The organism is Paraburkholderia sp. EG286A, from assembly GCF_040965375.1.
Classification (GTDB): domain Bacteria; phylum Pseudomonadota; class Gammaproteobacteria; order Burkholderiales; family Burkholderiaceae; genus Paraburkholderia.
The window spans coordinates 74,376-92,442 of sequence record NZ_JBFRCB010000008.1 but is presented as its reverse complement, the minus strand read 5'-3'; the positions used below and the strand labels follow the sequence as shown (position 1 = coordinate 92,442).

Sequence of the window (18,067 nt, the reverse complement as noted above, 5' to 3'; positions counted from 1 at the left end):
TATTTTACATTTGCCGCGCAACTCCCTAGTCTGTGAGGAAAACACCAACGACGACCTCCGGAGACATATGCAATCCATTCTCGAAGCAGGCCCGGCGGCGCTCGACGCGCCCCGCCTCACCACCTCGCAGGTGCGCCGCGCCGTGCTCGCCTCGGTCATCGGCAACGGGCTCGAGTGGTTCGACTTCCTCATCTACGGCTACTTCGCGAAGACCATCGCGCACGTGTTCTTCCCCGTGCAGAGCAGCTTTCTGTCGATCACGCTCACGCTCGCCACGTTCGCGATCGGCTTCGTCGTGCGGCCGCTCGGCGGCGTCGTGATCGGCGCATTCGCCGACCGCTACGGGCGGCGCAGGACCTTGTCGGCGCTGATCGTGCTGATGGCGGCGAGCACGCTGCTCATGGGCATCACGCCCGGCTATGCGTCGATCGGCATCGCCGCGCCGCTCATCGTGCTGCTCGCGCGCATCCTGCAAGGGCTTTCGGTGGGCGGCGAGTTCGCCACCGCCGCGTCGATGCTCACCGAGTACGCGCCGCCCGGCCGCAAGATGTTCTATGGCAGCTTCCAGATGACCTCCCAGGCCGTCGCGCTGCTGCTTTCCTCGGCGTGCAGCTTCCTGCTCACCACGCGGCTCTCGCCGGCGGCGCTCGTCGAATGGGGCTGGCGCGTGCCCTTCCTGCTCGGCGCGCTGGTCGGCCCGGTGGGCTTCTATATCCGCCACAAGGTCGCCGAATCGCCGGAGTTCGTGCAGTTGCGCGAGCGCCTCGGCCATGCGCCGCGCCAGTCCTTGCGCACGTTCCTGCGCGAGCGCGGCGACGCGGCGCTGTGCGCGGTCGGCGTGATCGCGGTGGGCGCGGCGACCAACTATCTCTGGCATTCGTATATGCCGCTCTATGTCGAGCGCCAGCTGCATCTGCCGCTCAAGAGCGCGCTGCTCGGCACGGCGGCGTCGGGGCTCATCGGCATCGTCGGCTATCCGCTCGCGGGCAAGCTCGCCGACCGCTTCGGCGCGTACCGGCTGTTCCTGCCCGTGACGCTCGTGTGGATCTGCGCCGCCTGGCCGCTCTTCGCCTGGGTCCTCGCCGCGCCCACGCCCGAGCGCGTGTTCGCCGCGCAGATGGTCGCCACCGTCGTGCTGAGCCTGATGTCGGGCGCGCACCCCGGCATGCTCACGCAGCTGTTCCCCACGTCCACACGCTCCACGGGCGTCGCGCTCTCGTACAACATCGCCGTCACGCTGTTCGGCGGCATGGCGCCGCTCACGGTCTCGACGCTGATCGGGGTAACCGGTTCGCGCATCGTGCCGGCGTGGTATCTCATCGTCACGGGCATCGTGTCGCTCGTGCTGGTCTTTGCCAGCGTGTCGGGCCGGCGTCTCTTTCGCGAGCCCAATGCGTGGCCGGCCGAGTCGGAGCTGGAATGAGCGAGCCGTCCGTCATGAGCGACGTGAGCCAAGCGAGCGATCAACGCCCGCGCAACGAGTACCCGGTGCGCGCGATCGGCGAGGTGATGCTGCGCGTCGTCACGGCGCAAGGCAGCGGCAGCGTGCCGATGTTCGTGGGCGGCTGCACGGCGAACGAGCGCGCCACGCGTGCGCTCGTGGTGCTGCACGGCCGCCTGCGCGACGCCGACGCCTACCTGCGCTCGACACTGCGCGCCCGCGCCGCCTCCTCCGCGCATGACGACGACACGCTCGTCGTGGTGCCGCAGTTCCTCGCCAGCGCCGATGTCGAACATCACCGCGCGCCAGCGCACCTGCTGCACTGGGAATGGACCGCCTGGATGGGCGGAGCCGACGCGCGCGGTCCGGCGCCCTTGAGTTCGTTCGACGCGCTCGATGCTCTCGTCGCGCAGCTTGCCGACCGCGCCCGTTATCCGGCGCTGTGCGAAATCGTGATCGCCGGGCATTCGGGCGGCGCCCAGGTCGCGCATCGCTATGCGATCCTGAGCGCCGCGCCCGAGCGATGCGCGCAGCGCGGCGTGACCCTGCGCTTCGTGATCGCGAATCCCTCTTCCTGGGTGTATTTCGATTCGTTGCGCCCGCAACCGGATGGCGGATTCGCGCCTGCGGGGCACACCGCGTGCCCCGACGTCGACGACTGGAAGTACGGCATGCGCAAGCTCCCGCGCTATGCGGCGGCCATGCACGATGCCGCCACGCTCGAGCGCCGCTACCTTGAAAGAGAAGTGGTCTATCTGGCAGGCGAGCGCGATTGCGACCCCGTGCATCCGGCGCTCGACCGTTCGTGCGCGGCCAGCGCGCAGGGGCCGCACCGGCTCGCGCGGGCCCGCGCCTACTTCGCCTACCTCGGCGCCCGGCATCCCCAGTTGCGCCATACGTGGTTCGAGGTGCCGGGTGCGGGCCACAACGCCGAGGCCATGTTCCTCTCCGGGCCCGGCATACGCGCTTTGTTCGGCGCACGTGCCACGATCGACGCGGCACGCGCGGCAAGCCAGGCGCCAGGCGCAGGCGGCGCAGACGATTGAAGCGGGCGGCCGTCGTATCATAGCGGCTCGATTCCCGCCGGCTGCGCGCACCCGCCCGGCCGCCCAACGACCGCCATGAGACGCCTTCCCCCGCTCAACGCCCTGCAGATTTTCGAAACGGTCGCCCGCTACGGCAGCTTTACGCGTGCGGCCGAGCACCTTTGCCTCACGCAAGGCGCAGTCAGCCGGCAGATCCTCGCGCTCGAGCAGTACTACGGCCTGCCGCTCTTTCGCCGCTCGTCCAAAGGTCTCTCGCTCACTGCCGAAGGCGAGCAACTGCTGCCCGCCGTGCGCGACGGCTTCGGGCGCATCGAGGAAGCCTCGCAGCGCCTCACGCGCCAGCGCACCGAGCTGGCCCTCAAGGTCCCGACCTGCGTGATGCGCTGGATGCTGCCGCGCATCATGCGCTTCCAGAACGAGCACCCCGACCTGCAGATCCAGATCACCACCACGTGGGGACACGAAGTCGACTTCCAGGCGGAGCCGTTCGACGCGGCGATCATCTACGGCTCGTCGCCGGGCGCCGACGTCCACGCGGTGCCGCTCTTCGACGAATACCTCACGCCGGTCTGCACGCCCGAGGTGCTGTCGCGCCGCCCGCTCGTCAAGCCCGACGACCTCGCGCATCAGACCCTGCTGCACCCCACGCGCGACCACGCCGACTGGCGCCTGTGGCTCGCGCAAGCGGGCGCGAAACAGGTCGATGCCGATCTCGGTCCCACCTTCGAATCGCTCGATCTCGCGGCCACGGCCGCCATGCAGGGCTTCGGCGTGGCCATTACCGACCGCACGCTCGTGCGCGAGGATGTCGAGACTCGCCGCCTCGTCATGCCCTTCGACCTCGCCGTGCCCACGGGCTCGCGCTACTATTTCGTGTACCCCGAGTGCGTGGCCCAGCAGAAGAAGGTGCAGCTGTTCAGCGACTGGATGGGCCAGGACCGCTCGACGCCCTAGCACGCCATGAGGGCAGCGCATGGCGGCCATGAGAATTAATCGATTGCATGCGGGCCGCTCTTTCGGCGTAATGGGGCGCTCCGCGCAAGGCCCGATCTTCCGGCAACCTCGCATTTGTCACACCATGCGGCCGCGCGCCGCCCGAAGGGAGACCGACCATGCAGAGCGCCGCGCAGGCCCGCTCGAAGCTGCCCGATGTAGGCACGACGATTTTCACGGTGATCGGCCAGCTTGCCGCCGAGCATCAGGCGCTGAACCTCTCGCAAGGCGCGCCGAATTTCGACCCGAGCGCGAAACTCGTGGACGACGTGGCCGCCGCCATGCGCGCGGGCCACAACCAGTACGCGCCGATGGCGGGGCTGGCCGACCTGCGCGAAGCGCTCGCCGCGAAGTTCGAAACACTCCATGGCGCGCACTACGACCCGTCGAGCGAAGTGACCGTGCTCGCGAGCGCGAGCGAGGGCCTGTACTCGACGATCAGCGCGCTCGTGCATCCCGGCGACGAAGTGATCTATTTCGAGCCCGCATTCGACAGCTATGCGCCCATCGTGCGCCTGCAGGGCGCGCAGCCCGTGGCGATCAAGCTCGCGCAGCCGCATTTCCGCGTCGACTGGGACGCCGTGAGCGCGGCCATCACGCCGCGCACGCGCATGATCATCGTGAACACGCCGCACAATCCCACGGCCACGATCTTCGGCGAGGACGACATCGCGCGGCTCACGGCGCTCACGCGCAACACCGACATCGTGATTCTCTCCGACGAGGTGTACGAGCACGTGGTGTTCGACGGCGCGCCGCACCGGAGCATGGCGCGCTATCGCGAGCTGGCCGAGCGCAGCGTGATCGTTTCGTCGTTCGGCAAGTCGTATCACGTCACGGGCTGGCGCGTGGGTTATTGCCTCGCCCCCGCCGCGCTGATGGACGAGATCCGCAAGGTCCACCAGTTCATGGTCTTTTCGGCCGACACGCCCATGCAGTATGCGTTCGCGCAGGCGCTTGCCGAGCCGCAGAGCTACCTGGGACTCGCGGCCTTCTACCAGCACAAGCGCGACCTGCTCGCGCGCGCGCTGGCAGCGTCGCGCTTCGAACTGCTGCCGAGCGAAGGCAGCTTTTTCATGCTCGCGCGCTTCCGCTCCTTCTCCGACGAGCGCGACAGCGACTTCGTGCTGCGGCTCATCCGCGACGCACGCGTGGCGACGATTCCGCTCTCGGCGTTCTACACCGACGGCACCGACGAAGGCATCATCCGCCTGAGCTTCGCCAAGGATGACGAAACATTGCTCGAAGGCGCACGCCGCCTTTGCGCGATCTAGCGCACCGGATTCGAAACACAACGAAACTGCCTGGCAGGCAAGGAGATCACCATGAAGCGACTCAACGCGCTCCTCGCGCTCGCATGCGTGTATGGCGTAATCGGCCCGGCATCGGCATTCGCCGATGCGAACCTGTTGCGCTTCGGCGTCGAGGCGCAGTATCCGCCGTTCGAAACCAAAGCCTCGGACGGCACGCTGCAAGGCTTCGATATCGACATCGGCAATGCCGTGTGCGCGAAGGCGGGCATGACCTGCAAATGGGTCGAAACCTCGTTCGACGGCCTGATTCCCGCGCTGCAGGGCCGCAAGTTCGACGCCATCAACTCGGCGATGAACGCGACCGAAAAGCGCCGCGAGGCCATCGACTTCACCACGGTGATCTATCGCGTGCCGAGCCGTCTGATCGCGCGCAGTGACAGCGGACTCGTGGCCACCGCCGCGTCGCTCAAGGGCAAACGGGTCGGCGTGCTGCAGTCGTCGATTCAGGAAACCTATGCGAAGGTGCACTGGGAGCCGGCCAGCGTGACGGTCGTGCCCTACCAGGACCAGAACCAGATTTACGCGGACCTCGGCGCGGGCCGTCTCGATGCAACGCTCGTGCTCGCGCCCGCAGGCCAGAAGGGCTTTCTTTCGCAGCCCGACGGCAAGGGTTTCGCGTTCGTGGGCGAAGCCGTGCGCGACGACAAGATTCTGGGCAGCGGCGTGGCGTTCGGCATCCGCAAGGGCGATACGGCGTTGCGCGAGCGCCTGAACGCGGCCATCGCGAAGATCGAGTCCGACGGCACGGTCACCTCGCTCGCGCACAAATACTTCGGCGACATCGACGTTTCGCCCAAGTAATACCCCGCACTCAGGGGCGGGGGCATGGCATGAGCGAACTCAGCGCCGCCCCTCGCGCGAATTGCGGTTCACGTGGGCGTCGTTCTTCGTGCGCTCCTGGTACGCATCGCCGCCCCAGCGGTCCGTGTCTTCCTGGCCGCTTTCCACGTCGCTATGCCCCTGGCGGCCCACCGAGCGCGGCTCATGCGGATGGCGGCGCGCGAGCGGCTCGCTGCTTTCGTGCTGCGGACGCTTGACGTGCGTGCCGTCGTCGTCCGGCGTCTCGTGATGCTTCATGGTTGGCTCCTTGTCGGCGCAACGCGCTGCCGCTCATTCGCGCAGCGGCTCGACGCTGCGGGTCGGGTCGAAGTCGGCCCAATGGCCCTGCTGCCAGCGGCCGTCGGCGCGCTCGATCTCCATGCCGCCCGCCGCGCCCAGTACCTGCGCGGCCGTGTGCTGCGTGCCGGGGCTCACGTGCACGGCCACCAGCACGCCGGACTCGCGCGCCTTCGGCGTGCCGTCGGGCTCGTGGCCGATGTCGGGCTGGCGCGCCTTGCCGCCGCCCCTCGTCTGCCATAGCGCGCCCCCGAGCGTGCCCACATAGGCGCCCACGCCGGCGGCCACCGCGAGCACCACGAGCGAGTGGAACACGACATACGAGATCAGCACGCCGAGCACGAGGCCGAGCACCGCGCCCGCCGCCGCCCCCGTGGCCGCGCCGAGCGACGTGTCACGCGCGCCCGGGTCGACGAACTCGTCGCCGCCCACCGGATAGCGCGCGTGCTGGCCGCTCGGGTTCACGAAGAACGAGGCGACATCCTCGCCGACGAAGCCGTTCGAACGCAGCTTGTCGACGGCCACTTCCGCTTCGTGCAGGGTCGTGAAGCGGCTTGCAACGATCATGGACATGGCTCTCTCCTTGCAGGCTTCGATGAGTGGAAGTTCCTGAGCGAGCGCGCACGCGTCGTGCCATTCGCCTCGCGCTACGCGATGCGCGCGTTCGCCGCCGCTTCCCGGTTAGCGCATCGGGCGTGCCCAGGTGCGGCTGGAACGCCCGATGCGCGCTGCGAGGTCACCGGGAAGCAGCCATCGAGACGGGAGCCCCTATGAACACCTTCGATTTCGACCAGCGTCTGGAGGAAATCCAGATCGCTGTCGCGACTATTTTCGACTCGCCCAAGCGGCCCGCGGTCAGCCTCATCGACGAGGGCGAGACGATCGTCATCCAGCTTTCGTGGGTCGTGGACTCGCACCGCGACACCACGCTCGACGCGCGCTGCGCCGCCACGCTGCGCTTCGCGCGCGCGCAGCTCGACCGCTACGCCGCGATGGACACGGCGCGCCGGCGCATGATCCAGCAGCGCATTCGCGAGCGCGTACGCGAGCGCTTCGAGGCAAGGCAGACGCCGCCCGCCACGGAGGGCGCGTGCTCGATTGAAATCGACGTCGACGATTCGGAGTTCGAAACGCCGCAAGGCTTTCCTTGAGCCACGCGAGGACGAAGGTCTAACCCGCGGCTGCCGCCGGGCGCTCCACCCGCGAGCGCGACGACGCGTGCAGCCCGAGGTTCGCCACCAGCGCAACCAGCGCCGAGCCGATCACGTACCACGCGGGCGCAGCCGGCGACCCGCTCATGCGCACGAAGGCCGCGCAGAGCAACGGCGCAAAACCGCTGAACACGACCACCGAAACGTTGTAGGCGAGCGCGATGCCGCTAAAGCGCACCTGCACCGGAAAGAGGTCGGCGAGGACCGCGGCCCACGTGCCGCTGGCGAGCGAGAACACCAGCGCGGCGAGCACGAACAGCACGACCACGTTCACGCTGTGCGCTGCGAGCGCGGTATAGAACGGCCAGGCGAGCGCGGCGAGCAGCACGCACGACACGCGCAGCAGGTATCGGCGCGGCACGAAGTCGCCAGCCCAGGCCGCCGCAAGCAGCCCCACCGAACTCACGAGCAAGTACGCATTCTGGGCGAGCGCGGCCTCGCGCGGCGCGTATTTCAACGTCTCAATCAGATACGCGGGCATGTGACCGTAGAGCACGCCGTTGAAGCCCGCCATCACCGCAATCGACAGCGCGCCGCCCACCACCGCGCCGCGATGGTGGCGCAGCGTTTCGCGAAACGGCTGCTTCACCACGGCGCCCTGCATTTGCTTGAATTCCGGCGACTCGTCGAGATTGCGGCGCAGCAGATACGAAACGATCCCGCACAGGCCGCCCACGAGGAACGCAATGCGCCAGCCGTAGCTCGCGGCGTCGGCGGGCGTGAGCGCGGACTGCACGACGAGATTGACGATCGTCGCGAGCATCACGCCCGTGTTGATCGCGCAGACGATCACGCCGGCCGCGAGGCCCGCGCGCCGCGGCGCCGCTTCCACCGCGTAGGTGATCGCGCCGGGCATTTCGCCGCCCACGCAAAAGCCCTGCAGCACGCGCAGGCCGATCAGCGCGATGGGCGCGGCAACGCCCCAGCGCGCGTAATTGGGCAACAGGCCGATGCAGATCGTCGCAAGCGTCACGACGACGATCGAGCCCACGAACACGGGCCGCCGCCCGATGCGGTCGCCCAGGCTGCTGAGCACGATGCCGCCGAGCGGCCGGATGATATAGCCGATCGCGAGCACCGAAAACGTGAGCAGCATGCTCACGAGCGGGTCGCTCGCCGGAAAGAATTGCGCGGCGATCGAATGCGCGAAGAAACCGTAAATCACGAAATCATAAAATTCCAGCGAGCCGCCCAGACTCGCAATGAGGATCATCTTCCACTGGGCGCGGGTCAGGCCAGGCGCCGCGGCGTGCGACGCTGGCAGTGAGGGTGTCGTCTCCATATGCTCTCCTTGTTGATGGACCTGGCGGCGCTTGGGGTTGCTGCTAGCGGATCTTCGTCCTGCGCCTCTTCTTCAAAAACATCGGCCCGTGCAGCCGCGTTTCATTGCGAACCGCCCGGGCGTCGGATCAAGCGGCCTCGCGCCGCCGCGGCGCACGCACAACGCCTGCGCGTGCGAGCAGCGCGTCCAGTTCGAGCGCGTCGTGCGCCACGCCGCCGACGTAGCGGTCGGGCCGCAGCAGCACGGCGCGCGCGCCGGTTTCCGCAAGCCAGGCGCGCAGCGGCTCCCGCGTGGCCGGCACGATCGCCACGCGCGCGCCTTGCGCTGCGTTCGTCAGCGCGTCCTGCGCGTGTTGCGCAAGCGCTTCGTCGACGATCAGGGCGAAGCGATAACCGACGGCGTCGTCGAGGCGCGAGCCGTCTTCGAACACGGGTTGCGGCCCGATATCGCCGCCCGCCGCACCGGCGTGCCAGCCCGGGCCCAGACGCGGCTGGGGCGTGCGGAACTCGCGAATCGCCGCCGTCATCTCGCGGTCGCGCGCGGCAACGGCGTCGCTGTCGGTGGCCTGGATTACGCCGCCCAGTTGCACCGCCGTTTCGATGAACGTGCGCACGTGCGGCTCGCGCTCGCTCTCGTAGGTGTCGAGCAGCGTATCGGGCAGCGCGCCGTCGATCACGTCGGCGAGCTTCCATGCGAGGTTCGAGGCGTCGCGTATGCCCGCGGCCATGCCCTGCCCCATGAACGGCGGCGTCTGGTGAGCGGCGTCGCCCGCGATCAGCAGCCTCCCGCGCCGCCAGCCCTGCGCGATCACCGAATGGAACGTGTAGATCGCCGAGCGTTCGAGTTGCGCGTGCCCGGGCGTGATCCACCGTGCGAGCCGCTCCCAGATCCATTCCGGCGTGCCGATGCGGCGCTCGTCGTCGCCCGGCATCACCATGATTTCCCAGCGGCGGCGGTTGTGCGGCCCGCGCGTGTAGGTGGTCGGCCGCGCGGGGTCGCAGTACTGGATCGAGTAGTCGCCGAGATCGGCGCGCTCGCCCTCCAGCAGCACGTCCACCACGACCCAGCGTTCGTGCGATTTCAGATCGGCCAGCTCGGTGCCGATGAAGCGGCGCACGGTCGAGCGCGCGCCGTCGCAGCCCACCACGTAGCGCGCCGTGGTGTGGGCGAGGCGCCCTTGCGCCGTATCCTCGAAGCGGATCCGCACGTGGTCGTCGCGTTCGTCGAGCGCGAACACCTCGTGACGCAGGAGCACGTCGGCGCCGCCGCGCATCGATAGTTGCGCACGCAACGCCCGTTCGAGATCCGGCTGATGAAACTTGTAGCTTGCGCACCAGCCTTGCGGGCCGATGCCGCCGGGCCGGGTCCAGTCGATCATCAGCTCGCCGCGTGCATTCACGAACTTCATGCCGGGGCCGACGAAGAGATTGGGCAGCAGCGTCTGCGCGATCCCGGCAGCCTGAAACACGCGCATGCATTCGCCGTCGAAGTGCACGGCGCGCGGCAGCTGGAACACATCCTTGTCGCGCTCGAACACCACGACTTTCAGGCCGCGCAGCGTGAGCAGATTGGCGAGCGTCGCGCCTGTCGGCCCGAAGCCGACGATCGCGACGTCATAGTCGGGCTCCGAATTTGATTTGCATACCGAATTGTTTACGACATCCTTCATCCCATTCACCTGATCCATGGCTTACTGCGTGGAAACTGCGTGGATGACTGCGCCGCCCGCAGCGCGCGGGCGGCGTCCTGCGGCTTACACTTCGTCCGCGACGGGATTCCTGAGCGTACCGATGCGATCCACTTCGACTTCCACCACGTCGCCATGCTTCATGAAGAGCGGCGGATTGCGCTTCGCGCCCACGCCACCGGGCGTGCCGGTCACGATCACGTCGCCGGGGAACAGCGGCGTGAAAGTGGAGAGATACGCGATCTGCTTCGCAATGCCGTGAATCAGCATCTCCGTGGTCGCGCGCTGCACTTCCTGGCCGTTCAGACGCGTGACGAGCGTCATCAGCGCGTTCGGCTCGATATCGTCGCTCGTGACCATCCACGGGCCGAACGCGCCCGTGCGGTAGAAGTTCTTGCCCGGTCCCCATTGGCCCGTGTGGCGCTGCCAGTCGCGCACCGAGCCGTCGTTGTAGCAGCTGTAGCCCGCGATATGACGCCATGCGTCGGCCTCGGCGATGCGCCGCCCGCCCTCGCCGATGATCACGGCAATCTCGCCTTCATAGTCGAACTGTGTGGACTCGCGCGGACGCAGCATCGGTTCGCCCGCGCCCACCTGCGAAGCCGGCACGCGCATGAAGATCACGGGCTGCTCGGTGGTCTCGCGATTGGTCTCCTTCACGTGCTCCGCGTAGTTCAGGCCCACGCAGAAGATCTGCTGCGGATTCGCAATAACGGGCTCGAGCGTGACTTCGGCAAGCGGATAGTCGCCCTTGCCTTCGCTTGCGGCGCGTTGCGCTTCGGCGAACGCGCCGGCTGCGATCAGCGACTTGAGGTCGGCATAACGGCCGCCAAGGCGCTTCTTGAGGTCGAACACCGCGCCATCGCGCACGACGCCGAACGACGAACCTTCATGGGTGGAAAAGCTGGCGAGTTTCATGATGCTCCAATGATAAAGAGTGGGTTTTCCTTGAAATCGGGACGCGCATTTATTGGTGCGTTTATCGTATTTTGAGAATACACTACGAAAAACGCGCGACACAACTTGATTTTTATCAGGGTTTATCACTACCACTGGAGACAGCATGACTCTGCCGAACATCGACCCAACCCCGAAGCGAACCGGCCTCACGCTCAGCCACATGGGCTTTTTCGTGAACGACATGGCGAAGGTCGAAGACTTCTATACGCGGGTGCTCGAATTCACGGTGACGGACCGCGGCACGCTGCCCTCGCCGCGCGGCACGGTCAGCCTCGTCTTTCTCAGCCGCGATCCCCGCGTGCATCACCAGATCGTGCTGGCGAGCGGCAGACCCGAGCAGTTGCCGTTCAATCCGATCAACCAGATTTCACTGGAGGCGGACAGCCTCGCCACGCTCAAGCACTTTCACCGGCGCTTCGTGGAGGAAGGGATGGAGGAGATCGTGCCGGTCACGCACGGCAATGCGATCTCTTTCTACGCGCGCGACCCGGAGGGCAACCGGCTGGAGATCTTCATCGACACGCCGTGGTACGTGGATCAGCCCATGCGCGTGAGTGTGGACTTCACGCTGCCCGACGCCGCATTGCTGGCCGAGGTCGAGCGCCATGCGAGCACGTTGCCGGGCTTCCGGCCACGCGCGGTGTGGGAGAGGGAGATGGCGGCGCGGATGGGCGTAGCGTGACGCCGCGCCGTTTTACGACTCGATCAACGCACGCACGCGCGTGGAAATGCGCGCGGCGGCTTCCTTCACGGCCTCGACCACGCGCTCGAGATTGAAGAACGCGAGGCGCTGTTCGGGCACGACGAGCGCGAGCGCGGCCACGGCTTCGCCCGATGCATCGGTGAACAGCGGCGAGGCGACGGCGGACATGCCCGCTTCGAGTTCGCCCTTCGAGAGATAGAAGCCCGCGCGGCGGATCTTGAGCAGGCTCGCGCGGAATTCTTCGAGCGAGCCGCCGAGTCCGCTGGCCGCGATGTCTTCGGGGTACTGCTCGAACAGCGCGGCGAGTTTCGCCTTCGGAAACGTCGAAAGGATCGCCTTGGGCGCGGCGCCAAGAAAGAGCGGACGCGGACGGCCACGGCCATAGCGCAGGTCGAATACGGCGTCGTGCGATTCCCGATGCGTATCGACGAGTTCATTGCCGTACCAGCGCGACATGACGGCATCGAAGCCCGATTGCTCCGCCAGCTCGCGCATGACCGGCTGCCCCGCTTTCAACAGCGGATCGGAAATGCGCAAATGGTAGTCGAGCGTGATGATGCGCGGGCCGAGGCCATATTCGCCGCCCACGAAGCGCAGCAGCATGCCCGTCTCGACGAGTTCGCGCAGATAGCGGTAAGCGGTCGGCACTGAGCATTGCAGTTCGGCCGCCACCTGTTCGGCGGAAAGAAAAGGCCGCGCCTCGGAAAAGAGTTCGAGGATGGACAGCAGTTTCGCAATGCTCGACAAAGGCCGGTCTCCGGTCACGCGTGGGGTGGCCAATTATAGCGGCACGCTTGACCGCGTTCGTGCCCCGCAATCCCGGCGGCACCATGCAAAACCGCCGCATTGCAGGGCACGCTTTACACGTGCCCTGCAATGCGGCGGTCGGTATGGATTACCGCATGCCACATGCACCTTGCATCGTCGAGGCGAAATTCGCCTGACATCATTCATGCGAGATGCATGTTTAGCATAGCTTTATTGCATATGCTGGCCGCCATTGATAGGAATATTTGCGCCCGTCACGAAGCCCGCTTCGTCCGAACACAGGAACAGCACGAGCGCCGCGACTTCACCGGGGTTGCCGAGACGGCCCATCGGGATCTGCGGCAGGATCTTCGAGTCGAGAATGTCCTGAGGAATGGCGGTCACCATCTTCGTGGCGAGATAGCCCGGCGAAATGGTGTTCACGGTCACACCCTTGCGGGCCACTTCCAGCGCGAGCGACTTCGTGAAGCCGTGCATGCCGGCCTTCGCCGCGGCGTAGTTGGTCTGGCCGACCGAACCCTTCGAACCGTTCACCGACGAAATGTTGATGATGCGGCCCCACGCGCGCTCGACCATGCTGTCGCACAGCGGCTTCGAGATATTGAAGATCGAGTCGAGATTCGTGCGCAGCACGGCGTCCCAATTGACCTTGTCGAGCTTGCGGAACGTCATGTCGCGCGTGATGCCCGCGTTGTTCACGAGAATATCGACAGGGCCGATCTCGCTCTGGATCTTCTGCGCGCCGCGCTGGCACGAATCGTAGTCGGCCACGTCCATGCCGTAGGCGTGGAATTCGCGGTCGGTCTCCTTCATGCGCGCCAGCCAGTCCTTCGCGCCTGTGTTATCGGGCGAGTGCGTCACGACGACGCGATAACCCGCGTCATGCAGTTTCACGCTGATGGCCTCGCCAAGGCCGCCCATACCACCTGTCACCAATGCAATACGATTAGTCATCCTATATATCCGCGAGAGTTGAGCGTCACTAAAACCGTGGCGTTACGCGCTACGCGTGCAGGCGCCACATACACTGTTGCCCGGCTTCATCCTTCCACCCAGGACGAAGACAAGGCGAATACCGCGCGGCTTCTGGTCAATTTCTAGTATTGCGCGTGGTTGCTGCTACAGGCGGATCGCCGCTGCTTTTCGCGCGACGAACCGCCTGATACCTCCATACTGCTCTGCTTACTGCCTTGATAGCGGGATCAAGCTGAATCAAGCGCGCTCGAGCGCGAGCGCCACGCCCATGCCGCCGCCGATGCACAGCGAGGCCAGGCCGCGCTTGGCGTCACGGCGCTGCATTTCGTGCAGCAGCGTCACGAGAATCCGGCAGCCCGACGCGCCGATCGGGTGACCGATCGCAATCGCCCCGCCGTTCACGTTGATCTTCGACGTGTCCCAGCCCATCTGCTTGTTCACGGCCAGCGCCTGCGCCGCGAACGCCTCGTTGATCTCCATGAGATCGAGGTCGTTCACCGACCAGCCCGCGCGCTCCAGCGCCCGCTTCGACGCCGGCACCGGGCCCATGCCCATCACCTTCGGATCGACGCCGCCGCTGGCGTACGCCTTGATGCGTGCGAGCGGCGTGAGGCCCAGTGCCTCGGCCTTCTTCGCCGACATCACCACGACCGCCGCTGCGCCGTCGTTGATGCCCGACGCGTTCGCCGCCGTCACCGTGCCTTCCTTGTTGAACGCCGGCTTCAGGCCCGCGAGCGATTCGGCCGTCACACCGTGGCGCACGAACTCGTCGGTCGCGAACTGCAGCGGCTCGCCCTTGCGCTGGGGAATCGCCACCGGCACGATTTCCGCGTCGAAGCGGCCGGCCTTCTGCGCGGCTTCCGCCTTGTTCTGCGACAGGGCCGCAAACGCGTCCTGCTCCTCGCGCGTGATGCCGTATTCCTTCGCGACGTTTTCCGCCGTCACGCCCATGTGGTACTGGTTGTACACGTCCCACAGGCCGTCGACGATCATGCTGTCGATGAGCTTCGCATCGCCCATGCGGAAGCCGTCACGCGAGCCCGGCAGCACGTGCGGCGCGGCGCTCATGTTCTCCTGGCCGCCGGCCACGACGATGTCCGAATCGCCCGCGATGATCGCGTTGGCCGCGAGCATCACCGCCTTCAGGCCCGAGCCGCACACCTTGTTGATCGTCATGGCGGGAACGGCCGCGGGCAGGCCCGCCTTGATCGACGCCTGGCGCGCCACGTTCTGGCCCGAACCGGCCGTGAGCACCTGACCCATGATCACGTCGCTCACCTGCTCGGGCGTAACACCCGCGCGCTCGAGCGCGGCCTTGATGACGATCGCGCCCAGGTCGGGCGCCGCCACCTTCGCGAGCGAGCCGCCGAATTTGCCTACTGCCGTACGTGCGGCCGAAACGATCACAATGTCAGTCATGTTGAGCTCCTGCTCTGCAAATGCGCTGAAAAATCGATGTCTGGAAAGCTGAGCCGGCAAACGCCGCGCCCCCGTCGTTCATTGACGACGAAGACGCGTGTTGGCACGTGGTGGCGTATTGCCGGCGGGCAGGAACGCGAATCAGGCCTTGGCCGGGCTGGCCTTGGCGGCAGCCGGCTGGACCGCGACCGGCGCGGCTTCCTGGGCGGAAGCGACGACGTTCTGGAAACCGCTCTGGGCCGTTTCGATGGCCTGGCGGGTCACGCCGCGCAGCGTTTCGGCGGCATTGTTGACGGCGGCGAAGGTCGAGTTCATGGCCGCGACGAAGGGCTCCGCGCCCACGGGCGCGTTTTGCGTCAGGCCTTCGGAAAAGGCCTTGAAACGCTGCTCGTTTTCGCCCGATTGCGTCTGGGCGGCTTGAATCAACTCGTTTTGGGTCGTCGTCGCGATGTCGACGAGATGGCGGCCGTACGACATGGCCTTGGCGGCGGCTTGCTGCGATGCACCAATCTGCTGCGTCAGGAACTCGGCGGGATTGCCGCTTTCGAGGGCGCCTTTGAGCGTCGCTTCGCTTTCAGCGATGGCAGCCTTGCTCGCCTGGACGTTGAGATCGATCACGGCCTGCACGCCCTCGACAACGGGCTTCGTGAGCGCAAAGAACGCTGCGACGCCAGCCTGGTAGTTCGCGCGGAATTGTTCGGGTGCGGAAACGGACATCAGCTCATACTCCTTGGTTAGTCTTACTAATTAAAGCGCCAACCCCCGATGGCCTGACTTGCGGCTGTATTCCTATGTTTGAAAACTAATGCTGCATCGCCGCAGTCAATCTAGAGTGTCCATTCTAAGACAGAAATTTAACAATTTTGTGGCGGTTCATATTAGGTAGAAACCCTTAACGTAAGTCTTTCGGGTTCGGAAATTGCAGTTGTCAAGCAACCACTTTCGAGACCGGTAAATTCGACGCTGAGCGCGAAAATTGCATGGTGAATAAATGGTCCGCGACGGATTTTCCGCGCGGCGCCGTTTAAGTCCTTATAGGGGCTGTTGACCCCTCTGCATCAAGGGAGAGAAATCATGACCCGCAAACCACTGCGTTCGTCGTTTGCCGCCGTTCTGCTCGCCTCCACCGCAACGGCCGCGCTCGCACAGCCCGTGGTCGTCGAGCCGAATGAGCCGCCACGGCAGCCCATGGTCGTCGAGCCGAATGAGCCGCCTCCGCCGCCCGTGGTCGTCGCGCCCACTTCGCCGCCGCCTCCGCCGCGGGAAGAAGCCGCGCCGCCGCCGCGCCAGGGCTATGTGTGGCAGTCCGGCCACTGGCGCTGGGACCGGGGCGTGTACGTCTGGGAACCGGGCCGCTGGGAGGAAGCCCGCTCGGGGTACAACTGGGTGCCGGGGCACTGGGTCGAGGACGGCCCGAACTGGCGATGGATTCCGGGCCACTGGGCATAATGCCGCTCAAGCGGCATCAGGCCTGAATGCCCGACTTCGAACTGGGAAACGACTATGACGGCGCGGCAGCGGGTTCGCCTGCGGTGCAATCGTTGCAGACCGACAAGGCCGGGAAGGCCTTGAACGAACGCGATCCGGACGCGGAACTCGTTGCGCGTGTCGGCGCGCGTGATCCGCTTGCCGTGCGCGCGCTCGTCGCGAGCAAGCTGCCGCGCCTCATCGCACTCGCCACACGCATGCTCGGCGACCACAGCGAAGCCGAAGACGTCGCTCAGGAAGCGTTCGTGCGGATCTGGAAACAGGCGCCCACCTGGCGCACGGGCGAAGCGAAATTCGACACGTGGCTGCATCGCGTGGCGCTCAACCTGTGCTACGACCGCTTGCGCGGACGGCGCGAAGAAGCCGTGGAAGACGTGCACGCCGTGAGCGAGCCGGCACCCGATCCCGCAGGCTCGCCCGACCAGCAGATCGAAGCACGCACGCGCGACGAACGCGTGCGGGCCGCACTCGCGGCGCTGCCCGTGCGCCAGCGCGAAGCGCTCGTGCTCACTTACTATCAGGAGCTTTCGAACCTCGAAGCAGCCAGCCTGATGGATATTTCGGTGGACGCGCTCGAAAGCCTGCTGGCGCGCGCCCGGCGCACCCTGCGCGCACAACTGGCCGGCGAAGCTGCCGGTAAGGACTCCGTATGACACCCGAACGATTCCACACGCTCGTCGCGGCTTATGGCGCCGACCCGCAGCGCTGGCCGCAGCACGAACGCGAAGAGGCGCTCCAATGGGCGCGCGCGCACCGCGCCGAAGCCAACGCGGCGCTCGACGAAGCCATGGCGCTCGACAGCTGGCTCGCCCGCGACATGGTCGCGCCGCCGGGACGCGCGCTCTTCGAGCAGATCGTTGCGGGCGCACCGGTGAAGCCCGTTGCCGCCGTGAAGCGCCGCAGCTTCTGGTGGTCCGGCGCGGCATTCGCGGGCGTGGGCCTCGCGGGCGCACTCGCGGGCGCGCTGACGATATCGCTCGTCGTGCTCGGCGGCGCGGCGCCCACCGCCCCGCACGAGACGTATCTCAGCACGAGCTTCGGGGGGACGGGTTCGGACTGGAGCGAATCGAACCTCAACCCCGGCGCCGAAGGGAGTGACGAATGAACGGCTGCTCATGGAAAACGCTGCTCGTCGGCTCGGTCCTCCTGAACGTTTTTCTGCTCGGCGGAATTGCGGGCGGTGCGTGGCGCTGGTTCGCCGTACGCGGCGAGCCGCAGGCGCAAGCGACGCAGCGCGTGGCGTTGCGCTTCGCCACCGAAGAGCTTTCGCCGGACCGCCAGCAGCAGTTCGCCCAGGCGCTCAAGTCCTCGCGCCGCGAAGGCCGCCAGTACGCGCGCGACGGACGCGACGGAAGGCGCGAGGTGCTCGACCTGCTCGCCGCGCCGCAACTCGACCGCAACGCCATCGACGCCGCGCTCACGCGCACGCGCACCGCAGACAGCGCGTTGCGCGCGCAAATCGAAAGCGGCGTGGTCGATTTCGCGGCCACGCTCTCGCCCGAAGAACGCGTGAAGTTCGTCGCAGGGCTCGAAAAGCGCGGCCAGTGGCGGCTGCCGGCACAGTCGCAAAAGCAGCCGCAAATGCAACCCCAGAAAGCCGTGAGCGAGGCGAGCGGCGCGCAATAAAAAATCTGGCAGACCAGCGACGGATACCGCGAGCGACGA

The 18,067-nt window shown here is 66.6% G+C and carries 20 protein-coding genes; 11 read left to right on the top strand and 9 right to left on the bottom strand.

What is annotated here, in order from left to right; genetic code table 11:
- The first annotated feature begins 67 nt into the window (after positions 1-67).
- The 5 genes from AB4Y35_RS32380 (at position 68) to AB4Y35_RS32360 (ending at position 5,594) form a co-directional block, all read left to right on the top strand.
- Positions 68-1,423, top strand: coding sequence for an MFS transporter (locus AB4Y35_RS32380; RefSeq protein WP_368707625.1), 1,356 nt, complete (start codon positions 68-70; stop codon positions 1,421-1,423).
- Positions 1,420-2,487, top strand: a complete 1,068-nt coding sequence (locus tag AB4Y35_RS32375; protein WP_368707624.1) for a hypothetical protein — start codon at positions 1,420-1,422, stop codon at positions 2,485-2,487. The genes AB4Y35_RS32380 and AB4Y35_RS32375 overlap by 4 nt, the downstream gene beginning before the upstream one ends.
- A 75-nt stretch (positions 2,488-2,562) precedes the next feature.
- On the top strand, positions 2,563-3,441 hold the full coding sequence (locus AB4Y35_RS32370) for a LysR substrate-binding domain-containing protein (RefSeq protein WP_368707623.1): 879 nt from the start codon (positions 2,563-2,565) through the stop codon (positions 3,439-3,441).
- A gap of 158 nt (positions 3,442-3,599) precedes the next feature.
- Positions 3,600-4,754, top strand: coding sequence for a pyridoxal phosphate-dependent aminotransferase (locus AB4Y35_RS32365; RefSeq protein ID WP_368707622.1), 1,155 nt, complete (start codon positions 3,600-3,602; stop codon positions 4,752-4,754).
- A 51-nt stretch (positions 4,755-4,805) separates the two neighbouring features.
- Positions 4,806-5,594: an ABC transporter substrate-binding protein gene (locus AB4Y35_RS32360; protein ID WP_368707621.1), complete on the top strand. Its 789-nt coding sequence runs from the start codon at positions 4,806-4,808 to the stop codon at positions 5,592-5,594.
- Between the two features lie 39 nt (positions 5,595-5,633).
- On the opposite strand, the gene AB4Y35_RS32355 is transcribed toward AB4Y35_RS32360, so the two are convergent.
- Together AB4Y35_RS32355 and AB4Y35_RS32350 are read right to left on the bottom strand one after the other, a co-directional pair.
- On the bottom strand, positions 5,634-5,870 hold the full coding sequence (locus tag AB4Y35_RS32355) for a hypothetical protein (RefSeq protein WP_368699079.1): 237 nt from the start codon (positions 5,868-5,870) through the stop codon (positions 5,634-5,636).
- A 33-nt stretch (positions 5,871-5,903) separates the two neighbouring features.
- Positions 5,904-6,482 carry a hypothetical protein gene (locus tag AB4Y35_RS32350; protein WP_368707620.1) on the bottom strand — a complete coding sequence of 193 codons (579 nt, stop codon included), beginning with the start codon at positions 6,480-6,482 and terminating at the stop codon, positions 5,904-5,906.
- Between the two features lie 197 nt (positions 6,483-6,679).
- On the opposite strand from AB4Y35_RS32350, the gene AB4Y35_RS32345 reads away from it, so the two are divergent.
- Positions 6,680-7,060, top strand: a complete 381-nt coding sequence (locus AB4Y35_RS32345; protein WP_368707619.1) for a hypothetical protein — start codon at positions 6,680-6,682, stop codon at positions 7,058-7,060.
- Positions 7,061-7,079: 19 nt separating this feature from the next.
- Here the strand turns inward: AB4Y35_RS32345 and AB4Y35_RS32340 are convergent, their stop codons facing one another.
- The 3 genes from AB4Y35_RS32340 to AB4Y35_RS32330 all read right to left on the bottom strand — a co-directional run bounded on the left by AB4Y35_RS32340 (position 7,080) and on the right by AB4Y35_RS32330 (position 11,007).
- On the bottom strand, positions 7,080-8,402 hold the full coding sequence (locus AB4Y35_RS32340) for an MFS transporter (protein WP_368707618.1): 1,323 nt from the start codon (positions 8,400-8,402) through the stop codon (positions 7,080-7,082).
- 127 nt (positions 8,403-8,529) lie between these two features.
- On the bottom strand, positions 8,530-10,071 hold the full coding sequence (locus AB4Y35_RS32335; protein ID WP_368707617.1) for a bifunctional 3-(3-hydroxy-phenyl)propionate/3-hydroxycinnamic acid hydroxylase: 1,542 nt from the start codon (positions 10,069-10,071) through the stop codon (positions 8,530-8,532).
- Between the two features lie 84 nt (positions 10,072-10,155).
- Complete coding sequence (locus AB4Y35_RS32330) at positions 10,156-11,007, bottom strand: fumarylacetoacetate hydrolase family protein (protein WP_368707616.1); 852 nt, start codon at positions 11,005-11,007, stop codon at positions 10,156-10,158.
- A 145-nt stretch (positions 11,008-11,152) separates the two neighbouring features.
- Between AB4Y35_RS32330 and AB4Y35_RS32325 the strand changes: the two genes are divergently transcribed.
- A complete protein-coding gene (locus AB4Y35_RS32325) occupies positions 11,153-11,731 on the top strand; it encodes a VOC family protein (RefSeq protein WP_368707615.1) in 579 nt (192 codons plus the stop codon).
- Between the two features lie 12 nt (positions 11,732-11,743).
- Here AB4Y35_RS32325 and AB4Y35_RS32320 read toward each other — a convergent pair whose 3' ends face one another.
- The 4 genes from AB4Y35_RS32320 to phaP all read right to left on the bottom strand — a co-directional run bounded on the left by AB4Y35_RS32320 (position 11,744) and on the right by phaP (position 15,631).
- Entirely contained in the window at positions 11,744-12,499 is a 756-nt protein-coding gene (locus AB4Y35_RS32320; protein ID WP_368707614.1) for an IclR family transcriptional regulator, read from the bottom strand.
- 231 nt (positions 12,500-12,730) lie between these two features.
- Positions 12,731-13,474 carry an acetoacetyl-CoA reductase gene (gene phbB / locus AB4Y35_RS32315; RefSeq protein WP_368707613.1) on the bottom strand — a complete coding sequence of 248 codons (744 nt, stop codon included), beginning with the start codon at positions 13,472-13,474 and terminating at the stop codon, positions 12,731-12,733.
- Positions 13,475-13,732: 258 nt separating this feature from the next.
- Positions 13,733-14,914 carry an acetyl-CoA C-acetyltransferase gene (locus tag AB4Y35_RS32310; protein ID WP_368685958.1) on the bottom strand — a complete coding sequence of 394 codons (1,182 nt, stop codon included), beginning with the start codon at positions 14,912-14,914 and terminating at the stop codon, positions 13,733-13,735.
- 141 nt (positions 14,915-15,055) lie between these two features.
- A complete protein-coding gene (gene phaP, locus AB4Y35_RS32305; RefSeq protein WP_368707612.1) occupies positions 15,056-15,631 on the bottom strand; it encodes a TIGR01841 family phasin in 576 nt (191 codons plus the stop codon).
- 471 nt (positions 15,632-16,102) lie between these two features.
- Between phaP and AB4Y35_RS32300 the strand changes: the two genes are divergently transcribed.
- Genes AB4Y35_RS32300 through AB4Y35_RS32285 form a run of 4 tightly spaced genes read left to right on the top strand, consistent with a single transcriptional unit; the run spans position 16,103 to position 18,028 of the window.
- Positions 16,103-16,363 (top strand): hypothetical protein, encoded by a 261-nt coding sequence (locus AB4Y35_RS32300; RefSeq protein WP_342923156.1) that lies wholly within the window; start codon positions 16,103-16,105, stop codon positions 16,361-16,363.
- A gap of 26 nt (positions 16,364-16,389) precedes the next feature.
- Positions 16,390-17,055: an RNA polymerase sigma factor gene (locus tag AB4Y35_RS32295; protein ID WP_368707611.1), complete on the top strand. Its 666-nt coding sequence runs from the start codon at positions 16,390-16,392 to the stop codon at positions 17,053-17,055.
- Positions 17,052-17,507 (top strand): hypothetical protein, encoded by a 456-nt coding sequence (locus tag AB4Y35_RS32290; protein WP_368707610.1) that lies wholly within the window; start codon positions 17,052-17,054, stop codon positions 17,505-17,507. The genes AB4Y35_RS32295 and AB4Y35_RS32290 overlap by 4 nt, the downstream gene beginning before the upstream one ends.
- Complete coding sequence (locus AB4Y35_RS32285) at positions 17,504-18,028, top strand: periplasmic heavy metal sensor (RefSeq protein ID WP_368707609.1); 525 nt, start codon at positions 17,504-17,506, stop codon at positions 18,026-18,028. The genes AB4Y35_RS32290 and AB4Y35_RS32285 overlap by 4 nt, the downstream gene beginning before the upstream one ends.
- The last annotated feature ends 39 nt before the right edge of the window (positions 18,029-18,067 follow it).